At 64.7% G+C, this 15,534-nt stretch carries 17 protein-coding genes; 11 read left to right on the forward strand and 6 right to left on the reverse strand.

What is annotated here, in order from left to right:
* Positions 1-9 precede the first annotated feature (9 nt).
* The 5 genes from ACGYLQ_RS03230 (at position 10) to ACGYLQ_RS03250 (ending at position 5,480) form a co-directional block, all read left to right on the forward strand.
* The gene (locus tag ACGYLQ_RS03230; protein ID WP_394440401.1) at positions 10-696 is read left to right on the forward strand and encodes an SURF1 family protein; all 687 of its coding nucleotides are present in this window, start codon (positions 10-12) and stop codon (positions 694-696) included.
* 4 nt (positions 697-700) lie between these two features.
* Positions 701-2,089 carry a threonine synthase gene (thrC, locus tag ACGYLQ_RS03235; protein WP_394440403.1) on the forward strand — a complete coding sequence of 463 codons (1,389 nt, stop codon included), beginning with the start codon at positions 701-703 and terminating at the stop codon, positions 2,087-2,089.
* A complete protein-coding gene (locus ACGYLQ_RS03240) occupies positions 2,086-3,348 on the forward strand; it encodes a M16 family metallopeptidase (RefSeq protein ID WP_394440405.1) in 1,263 nt (420 codons plus the stop codon). The genes thrC and ACGYLQ_RS03240 overlap by 4 nt, the downstream gene beginning before the upstream one ends.
* Positions 3,345-3,929 (forward strand): GNAT family N-acetyltransferase, encoded by a 585-nt coding sequence (locus ACGYLQ_RS03245; protein WP_067267819.1) that lies wholly within the window; start codon positions 3,345-3,347, stop codon positions 3,927-3,929. Before ACGYLQ_RS03240 ends, ACGYLQ_RS03245 begins: the two co-directional genes overlap by 4 nt.
* 135 nt (positions 3,930-4,064) lie before the next feature.
* Positions 4,065-5,480: an FAD-binding oxidoreductase gene (locus ACGYLQ_RS03250; protein ID WP_394440407.1), complete on the forward strand. Its 1,416-nt coding sequence runs from the start codon at positions 4,065-4,067 to the stop codon at positions 5,478-5,480.
* Here the strand turns inward: ACGYLQ_RS03250 and ACGYLQ_RS03255 are convergent.
* A complete protein-coding gene (locus ACGYLQ_RS03255; protein WP_394440409.1) occupies positions 5,477-6,007 on the reverse strand; it encodes an adenine phosphoribosyltransferase in 531 nt (176 codons plus the stop codon). The two genes, ACGYLQ_RS03250 and ACGYLQ_RS03255, sit on opposite strands and share 4 nt — an antisense overlap.
* Positions 6,008-6,175: 168 nt before the next feature.
* Positions 6,176-7,048 carry an S-methyl-5'-thioadenosine phosphorylase gene (locus tag ACGYLQ_RS03260; protein ID WP_394440411.1) on the reverse strand — a complete coding sequence of 291 codons (873 nt, stop codon included), beginning with the start codon at positions 7,046-7,048 and terminating at the stop codon, positions 6,176-6,178.
* A 266-nt stretch (positions 7,049-7,314) separates the two neighbouring features.
* On the opposite strand from ACGYLQ_RS03260, the gene ACGYLQ_RS03265 reads away from it, so the two are divergent.
* Positions 7,315-8,946: a SulP family inorganic anion transporter gene (locus tag ACGYLQ_RS03265; protein WP_394411240.1), complete on the forward strand. Its 1,632-nt coding sequence runs from the start codon at positions 7,315-7,317 to the stop codon at positions 8,944-8,946.
* A 216-nt stretch (positions 8,947-9,162) separates the two neighbouring features.
* On the opposite strand, the gene ACGYLQ_RS03270 is transcribed toward ACGYLQ_RS03265, so the two are convergent.
* A complete protein-coding gene (locus tag ACGYLQ_RS03270) occupies positions 9,163-9,768 on the reverse strand; it encodes a flavin reductase family protein (RefSeq protein ID WP_394440413.1) in 606 nt (201 codons plus the stop codon).
* Between the two features lie 105 nt (positions 9,769-9,873).
* Between ACGYLQ_RS03270 and ACGYLQ_RS03275 the strand changes: the two genes are divergently transcribed.
* A complete protein-coding gene (locus ACGYLQ_RS03275) occupies positions 9,874-10,353 on the forward strand; it encodes a GNAT family N-acetyltransferase (protein ID WP_394440884.1) in 480 nt (159 codons plus the stop codon).
* A gap of 51 nt (positions 10,354-10,404) precedes the next feature.
* On the forward strand, positions 10,405-11,172 hold the full coding sequence (locus ACGYLQ_RS03280) for an EcsC family protein (RefSeq protein WP_209219102.1): 768 nt from the start codon (positions 10,405-10,407) through the stop codon (positions 11,170-11,172).
* Here ACGYLQ_RS03280 and modC read toward each other — a convergent pair whose 3' ends face one another.
* Genes modC through modA form a run of 3 tightly spaced genes read right to left on the reverse strand, consistent with a single transcriptional unit; the run spans position 11,173 to position 13,677 of the window.
* Positions 11,173-12,258: a molybdenum ABC transporter ATP-binding protein gene (gene modC / locus ACGYLQ_RS03285; protein WP_394440415.1), complete on the reverse strand. Its 1,086-nt coding sequence runs from the start codon at positions 12,256-12,258 to the stop codon at positions 11,173-11,175.
* Positions 12,258-12,950: a molybdate ABC transporter permease subunit gene (gene modB, locus ACGYLQ_RS03290; RefSeq protein ID WP_394440417.1), complete on the reverse strand. Its 693-nt coding sequence runs from the start codon at positions 12,948-12,950 to the stop codon at positions 12,258-12,260. Before modB ends, modC begins: the two co-directional genes overlap by 1 nt.
* Positions 12,940-13,677 carry a molybdate ABC transporter substrate-binding protein gene (gene modA / locus ACGYLQ_RS03295; protein WP_394440419.1) on the reverse strand — a complete coding sequence of 246 codons (738 nt, stop codon included), beginning with the start codon at positions 13,675-13,677 and terminating at the stop codon, positions 12,940-12,942. The genes modB and modA overlap by 11 nt, the downstream gene beginning before the upstream one ends.
* Before the next feature lie 110 nt (positions 13,678-13,787).
* On the opposite strand from modA, the gene ACGYLQ_RS03300 reads away from it, so the two are divergent.
* The 3 genes from ACGYLQ_RS03300 to ACGYLQ_RS03310 all read left to right on the forward strand — a co-directional run bounded on the left by ACGYLQ_RS03300 (position 13,788) and on the right by ACGYLQ_RS03310 (position 15,488).
* On the forward strand, positions 13,788-14,255 hold the full coding sequence (locus ACGYLQ_RS03300; RefSeq protein WP_394440421.1) for an NUDIX hydrolase: 468 nt from the start codon (positions 13,788-13,790) through the stop codon (positions 14,253-14,255).
* A gap of 94 nt (positions 14,256-14,349) precedes the next feature.
* The gene (locus tag ACGYLQ_RS03305) at positions 14,350-14,817 is read left to right on the forward strand and encodes a DUF1178 family protein (protein WP_394440423.1); all 468 of its coding nucleotides are present in this window, start codon (positions 14,350-14,352) and stop codon (positions 14,815-14,817) included.
* A 26-nt stretch (positions 14,818-14,843) separates the two neighbouring features.
* Positions 14,844-15,488, forward strand: coding sequence for an SDR family oxidoreductase (locus ACGYLQ_RS03310; RefSeq protein ID WP_394440425.1), 645 nt, complete (start codon positions 14,844-14,846; stop codon positions 15,486-15,488).
* Positions 15,489-15,534: the final 46 nt, after the last annotated feature.

Consider the following 15,534-nt stretch of genomic DNA (forward strand, 5'->3'; position numbering starts at 1 on the left):
GAGATTCGAATGCGGCGCAGCCTGTTCTTCATCATCGTCGGCCTTGGCGGGGCAGCCATCCTCGTCGCACTCGGGGTCTGGCAGGTGCAGCGGCTGGCGTGGAAAGAGGCGATCATCGCCGACATCAACAACCGCATCGCCGCCACGCCCGTCGCTTTGCCCGCCGATCCTGACCCGGAGGCCGATGCCTATCTGCCCGTCACCGTCAGCGGAGAGATCGGGGAGCGGGCGCTGCATGTACTGGTCAGCCAAAAGCAGAAAGGCGCAGGTTACCGCGTCATCGCACCCATGGCGCTGCAAAGCGGGCGGCGCGTGCTCATCGACCTCGGCTTTACCGCCACATCGAACAAAGACGCTATCGCCCCCGCAGGCACCGCCACCCTGACCGGCAATCTGCAATGGCCCCAAGAGGTCGACAGTTTCACGCCCGAGGCCGACATGGATCGCAACATCTGGTTTGCCCGCGATGTTGAGGTCATGGCCGAAACCCTCGACACCGAACCGCTTCTGATCGTCATGCGCGAAGGCGCCGGGCCGGACCCAAAGATCACCCCGCTGCCGGTTGATACCGCCCGCATCCCCAACGACCACTTGCAATATGCGATCACCTGGTTTTCCCTCGCCGCCATCTGGCTGGCGATGACCGTCCTTTTCCTGCGCCGCCGCCGCGCCCCTGCAACGCCGAAAGTCGACTGACCCTATGCGCTATATCTCTACCCGTGGCTCCGCCCCTGTTCTGTCCTTCGAAGAGGCGATGCTGACCGGCCTTGCCCGTGACGGCGGCCTCTACGTCCCCGAAACGATCCCGACGCTGAGCGCGGAACAGATCGCGGCCATGCAGGGCCAAAGCTACGAAGAGGTGGCCTTCACCGTCATGCGCCCCTTCATCGGTGACACTTTCACCGACGAAGAATTCCGCGCCATCATCGCCCGCGCTTACGCAGGCTTCGGCCACACCGCCCGCGCGCCCATGGTGGAACTCGCCCCGAACCACTTCCTGCTTGAGCTGTTCCACGGGCCGACACTGGCGTTCAAAGATTTCGCTATGCAGCTCATCGGCCAGATGTTCCAAGCCGCGTTGGGCCGCAAGGGCGAGCGGGTGACCATCGTGGGCGCCACCTCGGGTGACACCGGCTCCGCCGCGATCGAAGCCTTCAAAGGGCTCGACAATGTCGACGTCTTCATCCTCTACCCCCATGGCCGCGTGTCTGACGTGCAGCGCCGCCAGATGACCACGCCTGCGGAGTCCAACGTGCACGCGCTGGCCATCGACGGTGATTTCGACGATTGCCAAGCGCGCCTTAAGGACATGTTCAACGATTTCGACTTCCGCGATTCCGTGCGGCTGGCGGGCGTGAACTCGATCAACTGGGGCCGGGTGCTGGCGCAGGTGGTCTATTACTTCACCGCCGCCACCAGCCTCGGCGCGCCCCTGCGTGAGGTCAGCTTCACTGTGCCCACCGGCAATTTCGGCGACATTTTCGCGGGCTATATCGCCAAGCGCATGGGCCTGCCCATCGCCGATCTCGTCGTTGCCACGAACCAGAACGACATCCTGCACCGCTGCCTCTCGGGCCAGGGCTATCATAAGGGGAGCGTGACCCCCTCGATCAGCCCCTCGATGGACATTCAGGTCTCCTCGAACTTCGAACGTGCCCTCTTTGACGCCTATGACCGTGACGCCGGTGCCGTGGCGCAGTTGATGGACGAGTTGGGGCAGGGCGGTTTCGACGTCTCTCAAGGGGCGATGCAAGCGCTGCAAGACATCTACCGCTCGGGCCGCGTCTCCGAAGAGGAAACCACCGCCACCATCGCCGACCGCCGCCGCACCACCGGCGAGCTGCTTTGTCCGCATTCCGCCGTGGGCGTGAAAGTCGCAGACGATCTGCGCGATGCCGCGACGCCGATGGTCACGCTGGCCACCGCCCATCCGGCAAAATTCCCCGACGCGGTCGAAGCCGCCACTGGCATCCGCCCGGGTCTGCCGCCCCGCATGGCGGACCTTTTCGACCGGGAAGAACGTCTCACCCGGCTGCCTAACGACCTCGACGCGCTCAAAGCGCATATCAAAGGAAACCTCTCCGCGTGAGCCTTCAACAGACCACATTGCCCAACGGCTTTCGCATCGTCACCGAACATATGGAGGGGCTTGCCTCCTCTGCCATCGGCGTCTGGGTCAACGCAGGCGCGCGCCACGAGACGCCGCAGCAAAACGGCATCGCGCATTTCCTCGAACATATGGCGTTCAAAGGCACCGCGACCCGTTCCTCGCTGCAAATCGCCGAGGCGATTGAGGATGTGGGCGGCTATATCAACGCCTATACCTCGCGCGAAGTCACCGCCTATTATGCCCGCGTGCTGGAAAACGATGTGGCGCTCGGCCTCGACGTGATTGCCGACATCCTGCGCAACCCGGTGCTGGACCCTTCGGAGGTCGAAGTCGAACGCGGCGTGATCCTGCAAGAGATCGGCCAAACGCTCGACACGCCCGACGATGTGATTTTCGACTGGCTGCAAGAGCAAGCCTACCCGGATCAGCCCATCGGTCGCACGATCCTTGGGCCGAGCGAGCGGGTCTCGGCCTTCTCGCGTGACGACTTGCAACGGTTCATCGCCGATCACTACGGGCCGGAGCAGATGATCCTTTCAGCCGCCGGTGCGGTGGACCACGACAAAATCGTCAAACTCGCCGAAAGCCTCTTTGGCGACATGCCCGCCAAGACGCTCTACCAGATCGACAGCGCCCGTTTTGGCGGCGGCGAATATCGACAGGTCAAACAGCTGGAACAGGCCCATTTCGCGCTCGGTTTTGAAAGCCCCGGGTACCGCTCCGACGACATCTACATTGCCCAGATCTATGCCTCGGCCTTGGGCGGCGGCATGTCCTCGCGCCTGTTCCAAGAGATTCGTGAGAATCGCGGCCTCTGCTATACGATCTTCGCCCAAGCAGGCGCCTATGCCGATACGGGGATGACCACAATCTACGCCGGCACCAGCGCCGAACAATTGCCCGAACTGGCCAATATCACCATCGACGAGATGAAGCGCGCGGCCTCTGACATGTCGCCTGCCGAAGTCGCCCGCGCCCGTGCGCAGATGAAGGCCGGGCTGCTCATGGGGCTGGAAAGCCCCTCAAACCGTGCCGAACGTCTTGCCCGGCTGATCCAGATCTGGGACCGCGTGCCGCCGCTGGAAGAAACCGTCGCGCAGATCGACGCGGTGACCACCGGCGACGTGCGCGACTTCGCCGAACGCATGGCCACGCAAGCCCCTGCGGCCCTCGCGCTCTACGGTCCGGTCGACGCCGCCCCGACGCTGGACGACCTTCACAACAGACGCGCCGCCTGATGCTGGGGCGACGCAAACTGCGGATCGAAACGGAACGGCTGACCCTGCGCCCGCCGATCCATGCCGATTTCCGCGCCTGGGCGGCCCTGCGCCGCGCCAGCAACGACTACCTGCGCCCGTGGGAGCCGACATGGGCCGAGGATCACTTGACCCGCAAGGCTTTCACCAACCGTGTCTACTGGGCGCAGCGCTCGGTCTCCTCGGGCAATGCCATGCCGCTCTTTCTGATCCGGCGCAGCGATCAAAACCTTGTCGGTGCGATCACCCTCGACAACATCCGCCGCGGGCCGGCCCAATCCGGCACCTTGGGCTATTGGACGGGCGAACCCTTCGCCCGCCAAGGCTACATGCGCGAGGCGATCGAAGCGACGGTGCATCAGGCCTTCACCCGCCTCGACCTGTCGCGCATCGAAGCCGCCTGCCTGCCGGAAAACCAAGCCTCCCGCGGCCTGCTCGAAAAGGCGGGCTTCAAATACGAGGGCGTCGCGCAGAGCTATCTACAGATCGATGGCCGCTGGCGGACCCATGTGCTCTACGCTTCTCTCCGCAAAGACCGGCGCGGCCGCACGGACGTAGGCTAAGCCTCAAGGCGAAACGCTTCGCTGACAACATATGCATCGCCGGGGCATGATCGCCCCGCCTCATGCCCCGCATTCTCCCCGCCGTTCCGGCGCTTTGCCCTTGCATCCGCGCGCCCCGCGCAGGATCAAAGGCCCATGACATTGAACCCCGCCGACACCGCCTTCATCGACACCCTGCGCGCGCAACTGCCCGAGGATGTGCTGCGCGACCCCGAGCAGCGCTACCTCGAAGAACCCCGCGGCCGCTACGCGGGGCAGGGCGGCGTCTTGGCCCTGCCGCGCAGCACCGAAGAGGTCGCCACCCTGATCCGCGCCGCCCATGCCGCCCGCGTGCCGGTCGTGCCCTATGGCGGCGGCACCGGCCTTGTCGGGGGCCAGATCAGCAGCGATGGCCCGGCACCGCTCATCCTCTCCCTCGAACGCATGAACCGCATCCGGGCCGTCCTGCCCGAAGAAAACGTATTAGTCGCCGAAGCAGGCACGATCCTCGCCGATGTCCAAACCGCCGCCGAAGAGGCAAACCGCCTCTTCCCCCTGTCCCTCGCCGCCGAAGGGACCGCGCGCATCGGTGGCACGCTTTCGACCAACGCAGGCGGCACCGGCGTGCTGCGCTACGGCAACGCCCGCGACCTCTGCCTCGGCCTCGAAGCCGTCCTGCCTGACGGCCAAATCTGGCACGGGCTGACCCGCCTGCGCAAAAACAACACCGGCTACGATCTGCGCAACCTGCTGATTGGCGCCGAAGGCACGCTCGGCGTGATCACCGCCGCGGCCCTCAAGCTCTACGCGCGCCCCGCCCGCAGCGGCACCGCACTCATGGTGATCGAGAGCCCCGCCGCCGCATTGGCGCTCCTCTCCCTCGCGCGCGATCACTTGGGCGAAATGGTCAGCGCTTTCGAATTGATGCACCGAAGAGGTTTCGATTTCCTTAACGAGACCCTGCCCAACATCCGCCAACCCTTCGCCGAAACCCCGCAATGGTGCGTCCTGATCGACATCGGCACCCCCGGAGAGATCGATACCGACGCCGCCCTAGAGGCCCTTTTCGCCGCCGCCCTCGACGCCGGCCTCGTCTCCGACGGACTCATCGCCCAGAACGCCCAGCAGGCCCAAGACTTCTGGACCATCCGCGAAACCATCCCCGAGGCCAACCGCCTAATCGGCTCGGTCTCCAGCCACGACATCTCAGTGCCCCTCGGCGCGATCCCCGAATTCATCACCCGCGCCACCGATGCGCTCTCGGCCCTCGGCGACTTCCGCATCAACTGTTTCGGCCATGTCGGGGACGGCAACCTGCACTACAACGTCTTCCCCGCAAAGGGCAAAAGCCGCGCCGATTACGAAGACAAGCGCGACGCCGTGAAACGCCTGGTGCACGACCTCGTCCACGACCTTGGCGGCTCGTTCAGCGCGGAACATGGCGTGGGCCGCATCAAGGTCGACGACCTCGAACGCTACGGCGACCCCGCCAAACTCACCGCCATGCGCGCCATCAAAAAGGCGCTCGACCCCCAAGGCATCATGAACCCCGGGGCCGTCCTAAGGGCTTAAAGCCCGTTGAAAGCGCAGAGCGCATGAACCTCTTTGCCAAGCGCTTCCAAACGCTTGCGCCCGCCCAACTCGGGCAGATCAATGATAAAGGCGCAAGAAACGATCTCGCCGCCCAAACGCTCGATCAGTTTGATCCCGGCCTCCGCCGTGCCGCCGGTGGCCAAAAGATCATCCACAACCAGAACCTTCTCGCCCGGTTTGATCGCATCATCATGCAGCTCGACAATGGCCTCGCCATATTCAAGCTGGTATTCCTGACTGATCACCGTGCCGGGCAGCTTGCCCTTCTTGCGGATCGGCACGAAACCCACGCTCAACTGATGCGCAATCGCCCCGCCAAGAATGAAACCACGCGCCTCCAGCCCCACGACCTTATCAATCGCAATCCCCGCATAGGGGTGCAGCATCTGGTCGATCGCCATGCGAAACCCGCGCGGATCGGCAAAAAGCGTTGTCACGTCACGAAACATGATCCCCTCATGGGGGAAATCTACGATCGTGCGAATATAGTCCTGAACCTGTTTCATGCCGCCCTTCCGCGTGTTTGACCGGACTCGTCTTAGCGCAACGCGCCGCCCGGGCGAACCCCCCATCTGCGCCCGCCGCACAACATCCAAGAAAGGGGCGCCAACCCCCTCCCTTCATCCTTTCTTAAATACCTTCTGCACTCAGCCAAGCAAAGCCGCCGCCTGCGGTCATAGCATCCGCCCCGCCACCGCATCCAGCTTGACCAGCAATTCCGGATCCCGCGCATCCGGCTGGGTCAGGATCGCAAACTCCAGCGCCCGGTCACAGCCGTGCGGGCAGGGCGCGCGCTCGGCACCCAAAAGCGCGGGCAGACGCGAAACCATGGCGCGGCCCTTGTCGGCATTGCCCATCAGCGTGGCGATGATCTGGGTCACATCCACTTCGCCATGGTCCGGGTGCCAGCTGTCGTAATCGGTGATCATCGCGACACTGGCATAGCAAAGCTCCGCCTCGCGGGCGAGTTTCGCCTCGGGCATATTGGTCATGCCGATCACATCCGCCCCCCAGCTGTCGCGGTACATCTTGGATTCCGCGAGCGTGGAGAACTGCGGCCCCTCCATCGCCAGATAGGTGCCGCCCCGGTGCACGTTGATGCCCGCGTCTCGTGCTGCGGTCTCGCAGGCGTCCCCCAAGCGTGGACAGGTGGGATGGGCGACCGAGACATGGGCCACGCAGCCGGGGCCGAAGAAGCTCTTTTCGCGCGCCATGGTGCGGTCGATAAATTGGTCGACGATCACGAAGTCGCCCGGGGCCATCTCCTCGCGGAACGACCCGCAGGCCGAGACGCTGATCACATCCGTGCAGCCCAGCCGTTTCAGCGCGTCGATATTCGCGCGGTAGGGGACGGAGGTCGGCGTATGCACATGCCCGCGGCCGTGGCGCGGCAGAAAGACCATGGCGACCCCATCCAGCGTGCCGGTCAGCACTTGATCCGAGGGCGCGCCCCATGGCGTCTCCACGGTGACCCAATCGGCATCCTGAAGCCCGTCGATGTCGTAAATGCCGGAGCCGCCGATCACGGCGATTTTCGTATCTGTCATGAGGGGTAAGCCTGTGCCTTGGATGGTTGCGGGTAAGGGTCAAAGAACCTCATAGAATGCCACGGGGATCAAGTGTTTTTGCCGAGAGGCAAGACACGACTGCGTCAGGGGAGGGGGTGAAATTGTTTCTGCATTGCAGCAGCTTCCGTGGCCTCATCGCCAAGACGCTTTTCTTTGCGGCGAAATTCCTCTAGGTGCAGCCAAAAGCGCCCCGCATCCGCGGTCAGGGCGCTATATCCGTTTTCCGAAAGTCAAAGGACGCCCCCATGCGCGCCACGCTGCACAATTTCGCCAAGAACCTCGATGTGACCGATCTGCGTTGGATGCCGGATGACGGTTTTTCCATCGGGCGGCTGCGGATCGAACTGCTGTCGGGGCTGACCGTGGCGCTGGCGCTGGTGCCCGAGGCGGTGGCCTTTGCCTTCGTCGCCGGGGTGCACCCGCTGGTCGGGCTCTATGCCGCCTTTCTCGTGGGCCTCATCACCGCGCTGATCGGTGGGCGGCCCGGCATGATCTCGGGCGCGACCGGGGCGCTTGCGGTGGTCATGGTGGCCTTGGTGGCGCAGCACGGGGTCGAATACCTCTTTGCCACCGTCGTGCTGATGGGGCTGTTGCAGATTTTCGCGGGCGTCATGCAATGGGGCAAGTTCATCCGGCTGGTGCCGCATCCGGTGATGCTGGGCTTCGTCAATGGCCTCGCCATCGTGATTTTCCTTGCCCAGATGAGCCAGTTCAAAGTGCCCGGCACCATGGTCGACACCGGTCATGGCGTGGGCGGTGGTGAATGGCTTTCGGGTCAGCCGCTCTACCTCATGCTGGCGCTGGTGGCGGCGACCATGGCGATCATCTGGATCACCCCGCGGATCACCAAGGTGATCCCCGCGCCGCTTGCGGGCATCGGCGTGATTGCCGCCGTGGTGATCGGTTTCGGCCTCGACGTGCCGCGGGTGGGTGACTTGGCGTCGATCCAAGGTGGCTTGCCGAGCTTGCACATCCCCATGGTGCCGCTGACTTGGGAGACCTTTGAGATCATCCTGCCTTATGCCGTCATCCTCGCCGCCATCGGTCTGATCGAAAGTCTGCTGACCCTGAACCTCGTTGGGGATCTCACTGGCAAGCGCGGCGGCGCAAGCCAAGAATGTATCGCCCAAGGTGTGGCCAATACGGTCACCGGTTTCTTCGGCGGCATGGGCGGCTGTGCGATGATCGGTCAGTCGATGATCAACGTGAAATCCGGCGGTCGCACCCGTGTCGCCGGGATCGCGGCGGCGGTGTTCTTGCTGCTCTTCATCCTCGTCGGCTCTTCGGTGATCGAGCTTATTCCGCTGGCCGCTCTGGTGGGCGTGATGTTCATGGTGGTGATCGGCACCTTCGCGTGGAACTCGCTCACCATCCTGCGCAAAGTGCCGCTGATGGACGCTTTCGTCATCATTCTGGTGACCGTGGTGACCGTGATGGAAGATCTCGCCGTGGCGGTGGTTGTCGGCGTGATCGTCTCGGCGCTGGCCTATGCGTGGAACAATGCGCGCCGTATCCACGCAACCACGCGGGAATCGGTGACCGAGAAGGGCGCCAAGGTCTATGAGATCCACGGGCCGCTGTTCTTCGGCTCTTCCGATGGCTTTGCCGAGCTTTTCGATGTGGAGAACGACCCCGAGGTCGTAATCGTCGATTTCGCCGACAGCCGGGTGGTGGATCAATCCGCGCTACAGGCGATCGAAGCGATGGCCGCGAAATACGAGGCCGCGGGCAAACGTCTGCAACTGCGCCACCTCAGCCGGGATTGTCACCGTCTGCTGAACAAGGCGGGGCATTTGATGGTCGATAGCGATGACGACCCCGATTACGAATTGGCGGTTGATTACGATGTGCGCACCGGGGTTCTGGGCGGACATTGAATGGAAAACCCGGCGCCGAGAGGTGCCGGGTTTTTTGTAGCCTTCTTAGTCAGCAACTTCTCGGTCAAGTTTGCCAGCCGGCCCGGGACAAGCCGCAGGCGCCGGGCCATCGCCTGCCCGCCCGTCACGCCAAAGGCGTGCCGTATTATTCTGAGCGCACCTCCGGTGCGACCGGGTAGGCGATGCCCCTCGCATCTTAACTGCGGCCCTCAGCCATCAATCATCCGGCCGCTTCAACTCGAACACATCCCGCACCACCGTGTAATCGCGGTACCCCAAACGCGACAGCGGCTGGAAACGGGTCACGTCGAACCGCCCGTCAACCACGCACTCGTCGCGCATATGCACGCCCACGACCTCACCGAAAACCGCGAAATTCGCCTCGCCCGGCAGTTGCACGATCTGGGTCAGCTTGCACTCAAGACTGGCGGGCGCATTGGCCACCCGCGCGCAGGCGATCTGTTCGCATTCGGCCTTGTCGATACCTGCACGGGCGAATTCATCCTCGCCATGGGGCAGCATGGCAGAACTCACGTTCATCACGTCGCGCGCCGCATATTCCACCACGTTCACGCAGAACACCCCGGTTTCCCGGATGTTGGCCACGGAATCCTTGGTGCCGTCCACGTCTTCCTTGGCGCTGGTCGAGGCGAACATCACCTGCGGCGGCACATAGGCGACGGCGTTGAAAAAGGAATAGGGCGCGAGGTTGTCTCGACCCGCGCCATCACGGGTGGAGATCCAGCCGATCGGGCGGGGGCTGATGATGGCGTTGAACGGGTTATGCGGCAGACCATGGCCGTCTTCGGGACGATAGAACATGTACACTCCTTGATGGTTTGCACCCATGGCTAGCCTCATGCTACGTCCAGCGCCACCCGCAATTGCTCCCGAAAGCCTCCGGCCTTGCATCAGACGCCTTACAAGATGACCCCGGAGGTGCCCGCCGACCATTGGGAGGTCGAAGCGCTCTATGACACCTGTTTCGCGCCGGGGCGCGAGGCGCTGTCGTCATACCGTCTGCGCGATGGCGTGCCGCCGGTGGCGGGGCTGAACCATGTGGCCCGTGACAGCGGTGGAATCCTCGCCGGGGCGATCCGCTATTGGCCGGTGCGCATCGGCGCGGCGAAGGCGCTCTTGCTGGGACCGGTGGCGGTGCATCCTACAAGGCAGGGCGAAGGGCTGGGTGCGGGGCTGATCGAAACCTCGCTTGCGCAGGCGGCCCCGTTGGGGTGGGAACGGGTGATGCTGGTGGGCGACGCGCCCTATTACAATCGCTTTGGCTTTGCCCTGTTGCAGGGTGTCGAGATGCCACCGCCGACGAACCCCGCGCGCATTCTGGGTCGCGCCCTGGCCGAGGGGGCTTGGGCCGGGGTGACGGGCAAGGTTCGCCGCTGGCACGATTGATTTTACCCCGCCCGCGACCCACATTGAGCCTAAGCTCAAAGAGGGACGCCCATGCAGATCGAAAGCAACCTGCCCAGCACCATTGATGTCGATGCCCGGCTGGATGAGATCGCCCGCCGTTACAAACAGGCGGGTGGCGTGGGCATCCATGTGCTCAACCTCATCGGCGGCAGCGCGGATGGGTTGATCGACCGTTTGCCGGGGGCGGTGCGCCGCAACCTCGAAGGGGCGACGATGAAGGCGCTTGGCCATGCAATGCAGGCCGCCCATTCCAGCCGCAGCTATGTGAAAGACCAGCAGGGTTGGCTGAACCAAGCGGTCTCGACCGCGATGGGCGCCGCAGGCGGGGCCGGGGGGCTGCCGACCGCCTTGGCCGAACTGCCGGTGACCACCACGCTGCTGTTGCGGGTCATCCAAGGGGTGGCGGCTGAACATGGGTTCGATCCCTCGGCGGAGAATGTGCAGTTCGACTGCGTGCATGTCTTTACCGCCGCCGGGCCGCTGGCGGATGACGATAGCGCCGATCTGGGGTTTCTCACCGTGCGCATGGCGCTCACGGGCCGCGCGATGAATGCGGTGATTGCCCGGGTGGCCCCGCGTCTGGCGCTGGTGCTGGGGCAAAAGCTTGCCGCGCAGGCGGTGCCGGTGCTGGGCGCTGTGGCTGGGGCTGCGACGAACTATGCCTATACCAGCTATTACCAAGACATGGCCCATGTGCATTTCGGCCTGCGCAAACTGGCGATAGAGGCGGATATCCCGCAAGAGGAACTGGTCGCCCGCCTACGAAAGAAAATGGGCAGCACGCCGCCCAAACTGTGATCAGCGCCCGATGCTGCCCGGGGCCACGGTGGTGGCCTTGAGGATGGCGTAACAGCCCATGCCCGCGCGCAGATCAAGGTCGCGGACCGCCCGGGCCGTCACCCGCGCCAAAAGGCGGTCTCCGCCTGCGTCGAGCGCGATGGCCGCACCGGGGCCGTCGCCGGGATGCACGGCCTCGACCCGCACGGGCAGGATGTTGACCGAAGACAGCCCCTCGGGCCGCGCGCGCGACAGGATCACATCCTGCGCCAAGACCCGCAGCCGCACCCGCGCGCCCACCGGCGCTTGCACGCCGGGAAGCTCCAACTGCCCCGCCCGCACGGCGAGGGTCGAGAGCCCATCCTCGGCATGGGCGATAACATCGGCCTCCAGCACCGCGCCCGCTTCGCGCACGCCGAGCAGCGGCACGGCGGCGGGGTCGGCCATTACGTCAAACAGGGCACCTTGGGCCTTCAACCGTCCGCTTTGCAGCAGCACCAAGCGATCGGCGAGGCGGGCGATTTCATCCACCGCGTGGCTGACGTAGAGGATCGGCAGGCCCAACCCCCCGTCGCGCAGCCGTTCTAGATAGGGCAGGATCTCTTGCTTGCGCGGGCCATCGAGGCTGGCCAGCGGTTCGTCCATCAGCAACATGCGCGGATGGCACAGCAGGGCGCGACCAAGGGCAACGCGCTGTTTCTCCCCGCCTGAAAGCGTTGCCGGGGCACGGTCGAGCAGGGGCTCAAGCCCCAGAAGCGCCACGACATCAGCAAAACCCGCGCCTTGGCTGCCGCGCGGGGCATAGCGCGCGCCGAAGGTCAGGTTGCCGCGCACGTCCAAATGGGGGAAAAGCCGCGCGTCTTGAAAGACATAGCCCAGCCTGCGGCGATGCGGCGGCACCCAGATGCCGCGCTGCGTATCCAAAAGCACCTCACCGTCCAGCACCACGCGCCCGGCATTGGGGCGCAGCAATCCGGCAAGCGCATTGATCACCGTCGTCTTGCCCGCGCCGGAGCGGCCAAAGAGCGCGGTAATCCCGCCTTGGGTGGTGAAAGACAGGTCCAGATCGAAGCCGTCGAACCCATGGCGCAGCGTGACCTCAAGCATCAGCGCGCCCCCGAAATGCGTTTCGCGACCCGCCGTGCCAAGGCTTCGGAGAGCAGCACGGCAGCCAGCGCCACCAGACCGGCCAACGCCGCCATGGCCAGCGCACGGTTTTCACCGCCCGGCACCTGCAAGGCCGTCCAGATCGCGCTTGGCAGGGTTTGGGTCTGGCCGGGGATATTGGCGACAAAGGTGATCGTGGCGCCGAATTCGCCCATCGCTTTCGCAAAGCCCATTACCGCCCCGGCGAGGATGCCGGGAAAGATCAGCGGCAGGGTGACGCGGCAAAATACGCTGAGGCGCGGCGCGCCCAAAGTGGCGGCGGCGTCTTCGATCCGGGGGTCGACCGCTTCGATCGCCAGCCGCATGGCGCGGACCATCAGCGGGAAGCCCATGATCAGCGCGGCCAGCACCGCGCCCGTCCAGTGAAAGGCAAGACCGATGCCGAGGCTCTCTAACAGGCGGCCCAAAGGGGCGTTGCGGCCAAAGCTGAGCAGCAGCAGATAGCCCGTCACCACCGGCGGCAGCACCAGCGGCAGATGGACCAGCGCGCTGAACACGCCTTTGCCGCGAAACTCCTTCCGGGCGAGGATCCACGCCACCCAAAGCGCCAGCGGCAGGGAGCAGAGCATCGCCACGCTGGCCACCCGCAGCGACAGCAACAGCGCGCTCCAAGCGGCGGCATCAAGATCCATGATCGGCCCGAAGGAACCCGTGGTCCACAAGGATCGCCTGCGCCGCCTCGGTGGTCAGGAAATCGACCAGCGCCTTGCCCTCAGGCGTCAACGCCGCGGCGGGATAGGTGATCGGGGCATGGGCCTCGGCGGGCACCTCATAGACGGTTTGCACCGCCGGCTCGGCCTGCGCGTCGCTGGCATAGACCACGCCAAGCGGCGCATCGCCCCGCGCGACCAAGGCCAGTGCGGCGCGGACATTGTCGGTCTCGGCCAATTGGGTTTGCAGCTGCTGCCAAAGCCCTGCATGGGTGAGCCATGCGCGGGCATAGCTGCCTGCGGGAACGGCGTCACGTTGCCCCATGGCAAGCCGCCCCTCGGGGCCAAGCCGGGCGGGCAGCTCGGCAGGATCAGCCAGCGGGGCGCTGTCGGCGGGGGCAATCAGCACGAGGCGGTTGCGGGCGATGATCTGGGCAGTCTCTGCCCCCTCCACGCCTTTGTCCGCGAGCCATGTCATCCAGTCGCTATTGGCCAGCAAGACCACATCGGCGGGCGCTCCGGAGGCGACTTGCCGTGCCATCGTGCCCGACCCGCCGTAAGACAGCACCACCGGCGCGGGGAAATCCGCCGTGACTTCCTCCAAGGCGCCGCGCAGGCTGGCGGCGGCAAAGACCGTCACGGGCGCCTCGGCCCGAAGGGGCAGGGCAAGGCTGCAAAGCACTGTCAGAAGAGCGGAAAATCTTATCATTTTGGTAGTATCTTTGATGCGATGAAAGGGGGCAAGGGGATATGGCCAGACGGGGATCGCCGCGCTAGGGTCAAGGGGAAACAACCTGCCAAGGGGCGCGGCTGCAACGGATGGTGAAACAGGCTCCGATATCCTTGAACGGCGGACAGAAGGATGAACTGCGTATTCAGTTCGCGGCGCTCTGCTGGCGTCGTAAACGGGGCAAGTTGCAGATCCTGCTGATCACCTCGCGCGGGAGCAAACGTTGGATCATTCCCAAGGGCTGGCCGATGGATGGCAAGACCCCCGCCGCCTCGGCCTTGGTCGAGGCATGGGAGGAAGGCGGCGTCGTGGGGCAGGCGCGGGGGCAATGTCTGGGCGTCTACAGCTATGCCAAAACCGGCGCGGATGGGATCTTGCCCTGTCTGGCGATGCTCTACCCGGTAAAGGTCAAGGCGCTGGCCAAACACTTCCCCGAGAAGGGACAGCGCAAGCGGATGTGGTGTTCGCGCCGCAAGGCCGCGCGGCTGGTGGAGGCCCCCGATCTGGCGCGGCTGATCCGTGATTTCGATCCGCGCAGCAGTGGTTTAGCAGGCTGACCGCGCGGCGTTTCGATGTGCGCCGCGCCCGCACTTGTCTTGACCTCTTTCGCGCTGCAGCCCATTTAAAGCAGAGAGTTTGAGGACCGGGCGAATGATCCGTTATGCACTGAAATGCGAGGCCGGGCATGGTTTCGAAAGTTGGTTCCAATCCACGGCAGCCTTTGACAGCCTTGCCCGTGCAGGCCATCTGAGCTGTGCGGTCTGCGGGTCGACGAAGGTGAGCAAATCGCTGATGGCCCCGCGGGTCACCTCGGGCGGCAGCGCTCCGGCTGCGCCGGAAGCGGCGGAAAAACCGCAACCTGCCGAGACACCCGCCCCGGCCCTGTCCAATCCGACGAGTGATGTGGAAAAGGCACTGACGGCCCTCCGCAAAAAGGTCGAATCCACCTCCGATTACGTCGGCAAGAATTTCGTGCGCGAGGCGCGGGACATGCACGCAGGGCGCACCCCCGAGCGCCCGATCTATGGCGAGGCGCGGCTGGATCAGGCGCGGGAATTGGTGGCCGAGGGCGTGCCCCTGATGCCGCTGCCGTTCAAACCCAAACGCCAACTTTCCTAAAGGCCCGTTTTCATAAAGGATCGCCCATGACCATCGTTATCACAGGCGCCAGCCGCGGCATCGGCGCGGCGCTGGCCCGCCAGTATAAACACGCGGGCGAAGAGGTGATCGGCACCGCACGCGGCGCAGGCGCGCAGGCCGTGCTGGACGTGACCGAACCGGCAAGCCACGCGTCGTTTGCCGCAAGCCTGCAAGACCGTCCGCTGGACCTGCTGATCTGCAATGCGGGTGTGTATCTCGACAAGGGCGATGACTTGGATACCGGCTTCGGCCCCGACCTCTGGGCGCAGAGCTTTGCGACCAATGTGACCGGGGTTTTCCTCACCGTGCAATCCCTGCTGCCCAACCTGCGGGCGGCGCAGGGGGCGAAAATCGCGATCATTGCCTCGCAGATGGGCTCGCAGGCGCGGGCGCCGGGGGGCAGCTATATCTACCGCGCCTCCAAAGCGGCTGCGATCAATCTGGGGCGCAATCTGGCGGTGGACCTAAAGCCCGAGGGCATTGCGGTGGGCATTTACCACCCCGGCTGGGTGCGCACCGATATGGGCGGCGATCAGGGCGAGATCAGCGTTGAGGACTCGGCGCAGGGCCTCGCCGGGCGGATCGACGCGCTGGATATCGCCCAGACGGGTTGTTTCGAAACATGGGATGGCCGCGCGCATCCGTTCTAGGCGGCGCTACATAACGTCATGTTAAATAGGCTTGCCCTTGCCGTGC

Source organism: Sulfitobacter sp. 1A12779 (assembly GCF_043557315.1).
Classification (GTDB): Bacteria; Pseudomonadota; Alphaproteobacteria; order Rhodobacterales; family Rhodobacteraceae; genus Sulfitobacter; species Sulfitobacter faviae.

What these genes read in the sequence shown, in the direction of transcription:
- ACGYLQ_RS03280 (WP_209219102.1), top strand. Translation starts at nt 10,405, where the DNA reads ATGCAGATCGAAAGCAACCTGCCCAGCACCATTGATGTCGATGCCCGG.
- modC (WP_394440415.1), bottom strand. Translation starts at nt 12,258, where the DNA reads ATGCTTGAGGTCACGCTGCGCCATGGGTTCGACGGCTTCGATCTGGAC.
- modB (WP_394440417.1), bottom strand. Translation starts at nt 12,950, where the DNA reads ATGGATCTTGATGCCGCCGCTTGGAGCGCGCTGTTGCTGTCGCTGCGG.
- ACGYLQ_RS03270 (WP_394440413.1), bottom strand. Translation starts at nt 9,768, where the DNA reads ATGTTCTATCGTCCCGAAGACGGCCATGGTCTGCCGCATAACCCGTTC.
- modA (WP_394440419.1), bottom strand. Translation starts at nt 13,677, where the DNA reads ATGATAAGATTTTCCGCTCTTCTGACAGTGCTTTGCAGCCTTGCCCTG.
- ACGYLQ_RS03275 (WP_394440884.1), top strand. Translation starts at nt 9,874, where the DNA reads ATGACCCCGGAGGTGCCCGCCGACCATTGGGAGGTCGAAGCGCTCTAT.
- thrC (WP_394440403.1), top strand. Translation starts at nt 701, where the DNA reads ATGCGCTATATCTCTACCCGTGGCTCCGCCCCTGTTCTGTCCTTCGAA.
- ACGYLQ_RS03265 (WP_394411240.1), top strand. Translation starts at nt 7,315, where the DNA reads ATGCGCGCCACGCTGCACAATTTCGCCAAGAACCTCGATGTGACCGAT.
- ACGYLQ_RS03260 (WP_394440411.1), bottom strand. Translation starts at nt 7,048, where the DNA reads ATGACAGATACGAAAATCGCCGTGATCGGCGGCTCCGGCATTTACGAC.
- ACGYLQ_RS03230 (WP_394440401.1), top strand. Translation starts at nt 10, where the DNA reads ATGCGGCGCAGCCTGTTCTTCATCATCGTCGGCCTTGGCGGGGCAGCC.
- ACGYLQ_RS03300 (WP_394440421.1), top strand. Translation starts at nt 13,788, where the DNA reads ATGGTGAAACAGGCTCCGATATCCTTGAACGGCGGACAGAAGGATGAA.
- ACGYLQ_RS03255 (WP_394440409.1), bottom strand. Translation starts at nt 6,007, where the DNA reads ATGAAACAGGTTCAGGACTATATTCGCACGATCGTAGATTTCCCCCAT.
- ACGYLQ_RS03305 (WP_394440423.1), top strand. Translation starts at nt 14,350, where the DNA reads ATGATCCGTTATGCACTGAAATGCGAGGCCGGGCATGGTTTCGAAAGT.
- ACGYLQ_RS03310 (WP_394440425.1), top strand. Translation starts at nt 14,844, where the DNA reads ATGACCATCGTTATCACAGGCGCCAGCCGCGGCATCGGCGCGGCGCTG.
- ACGYLQ_RS03250 (WP_394440407.1), top strand. Translation starts at nt 4,065, where the DNA reads ATGACATTGAACCCCGCCGACACCGCCTTCATCGACACCCTGCGCGCG.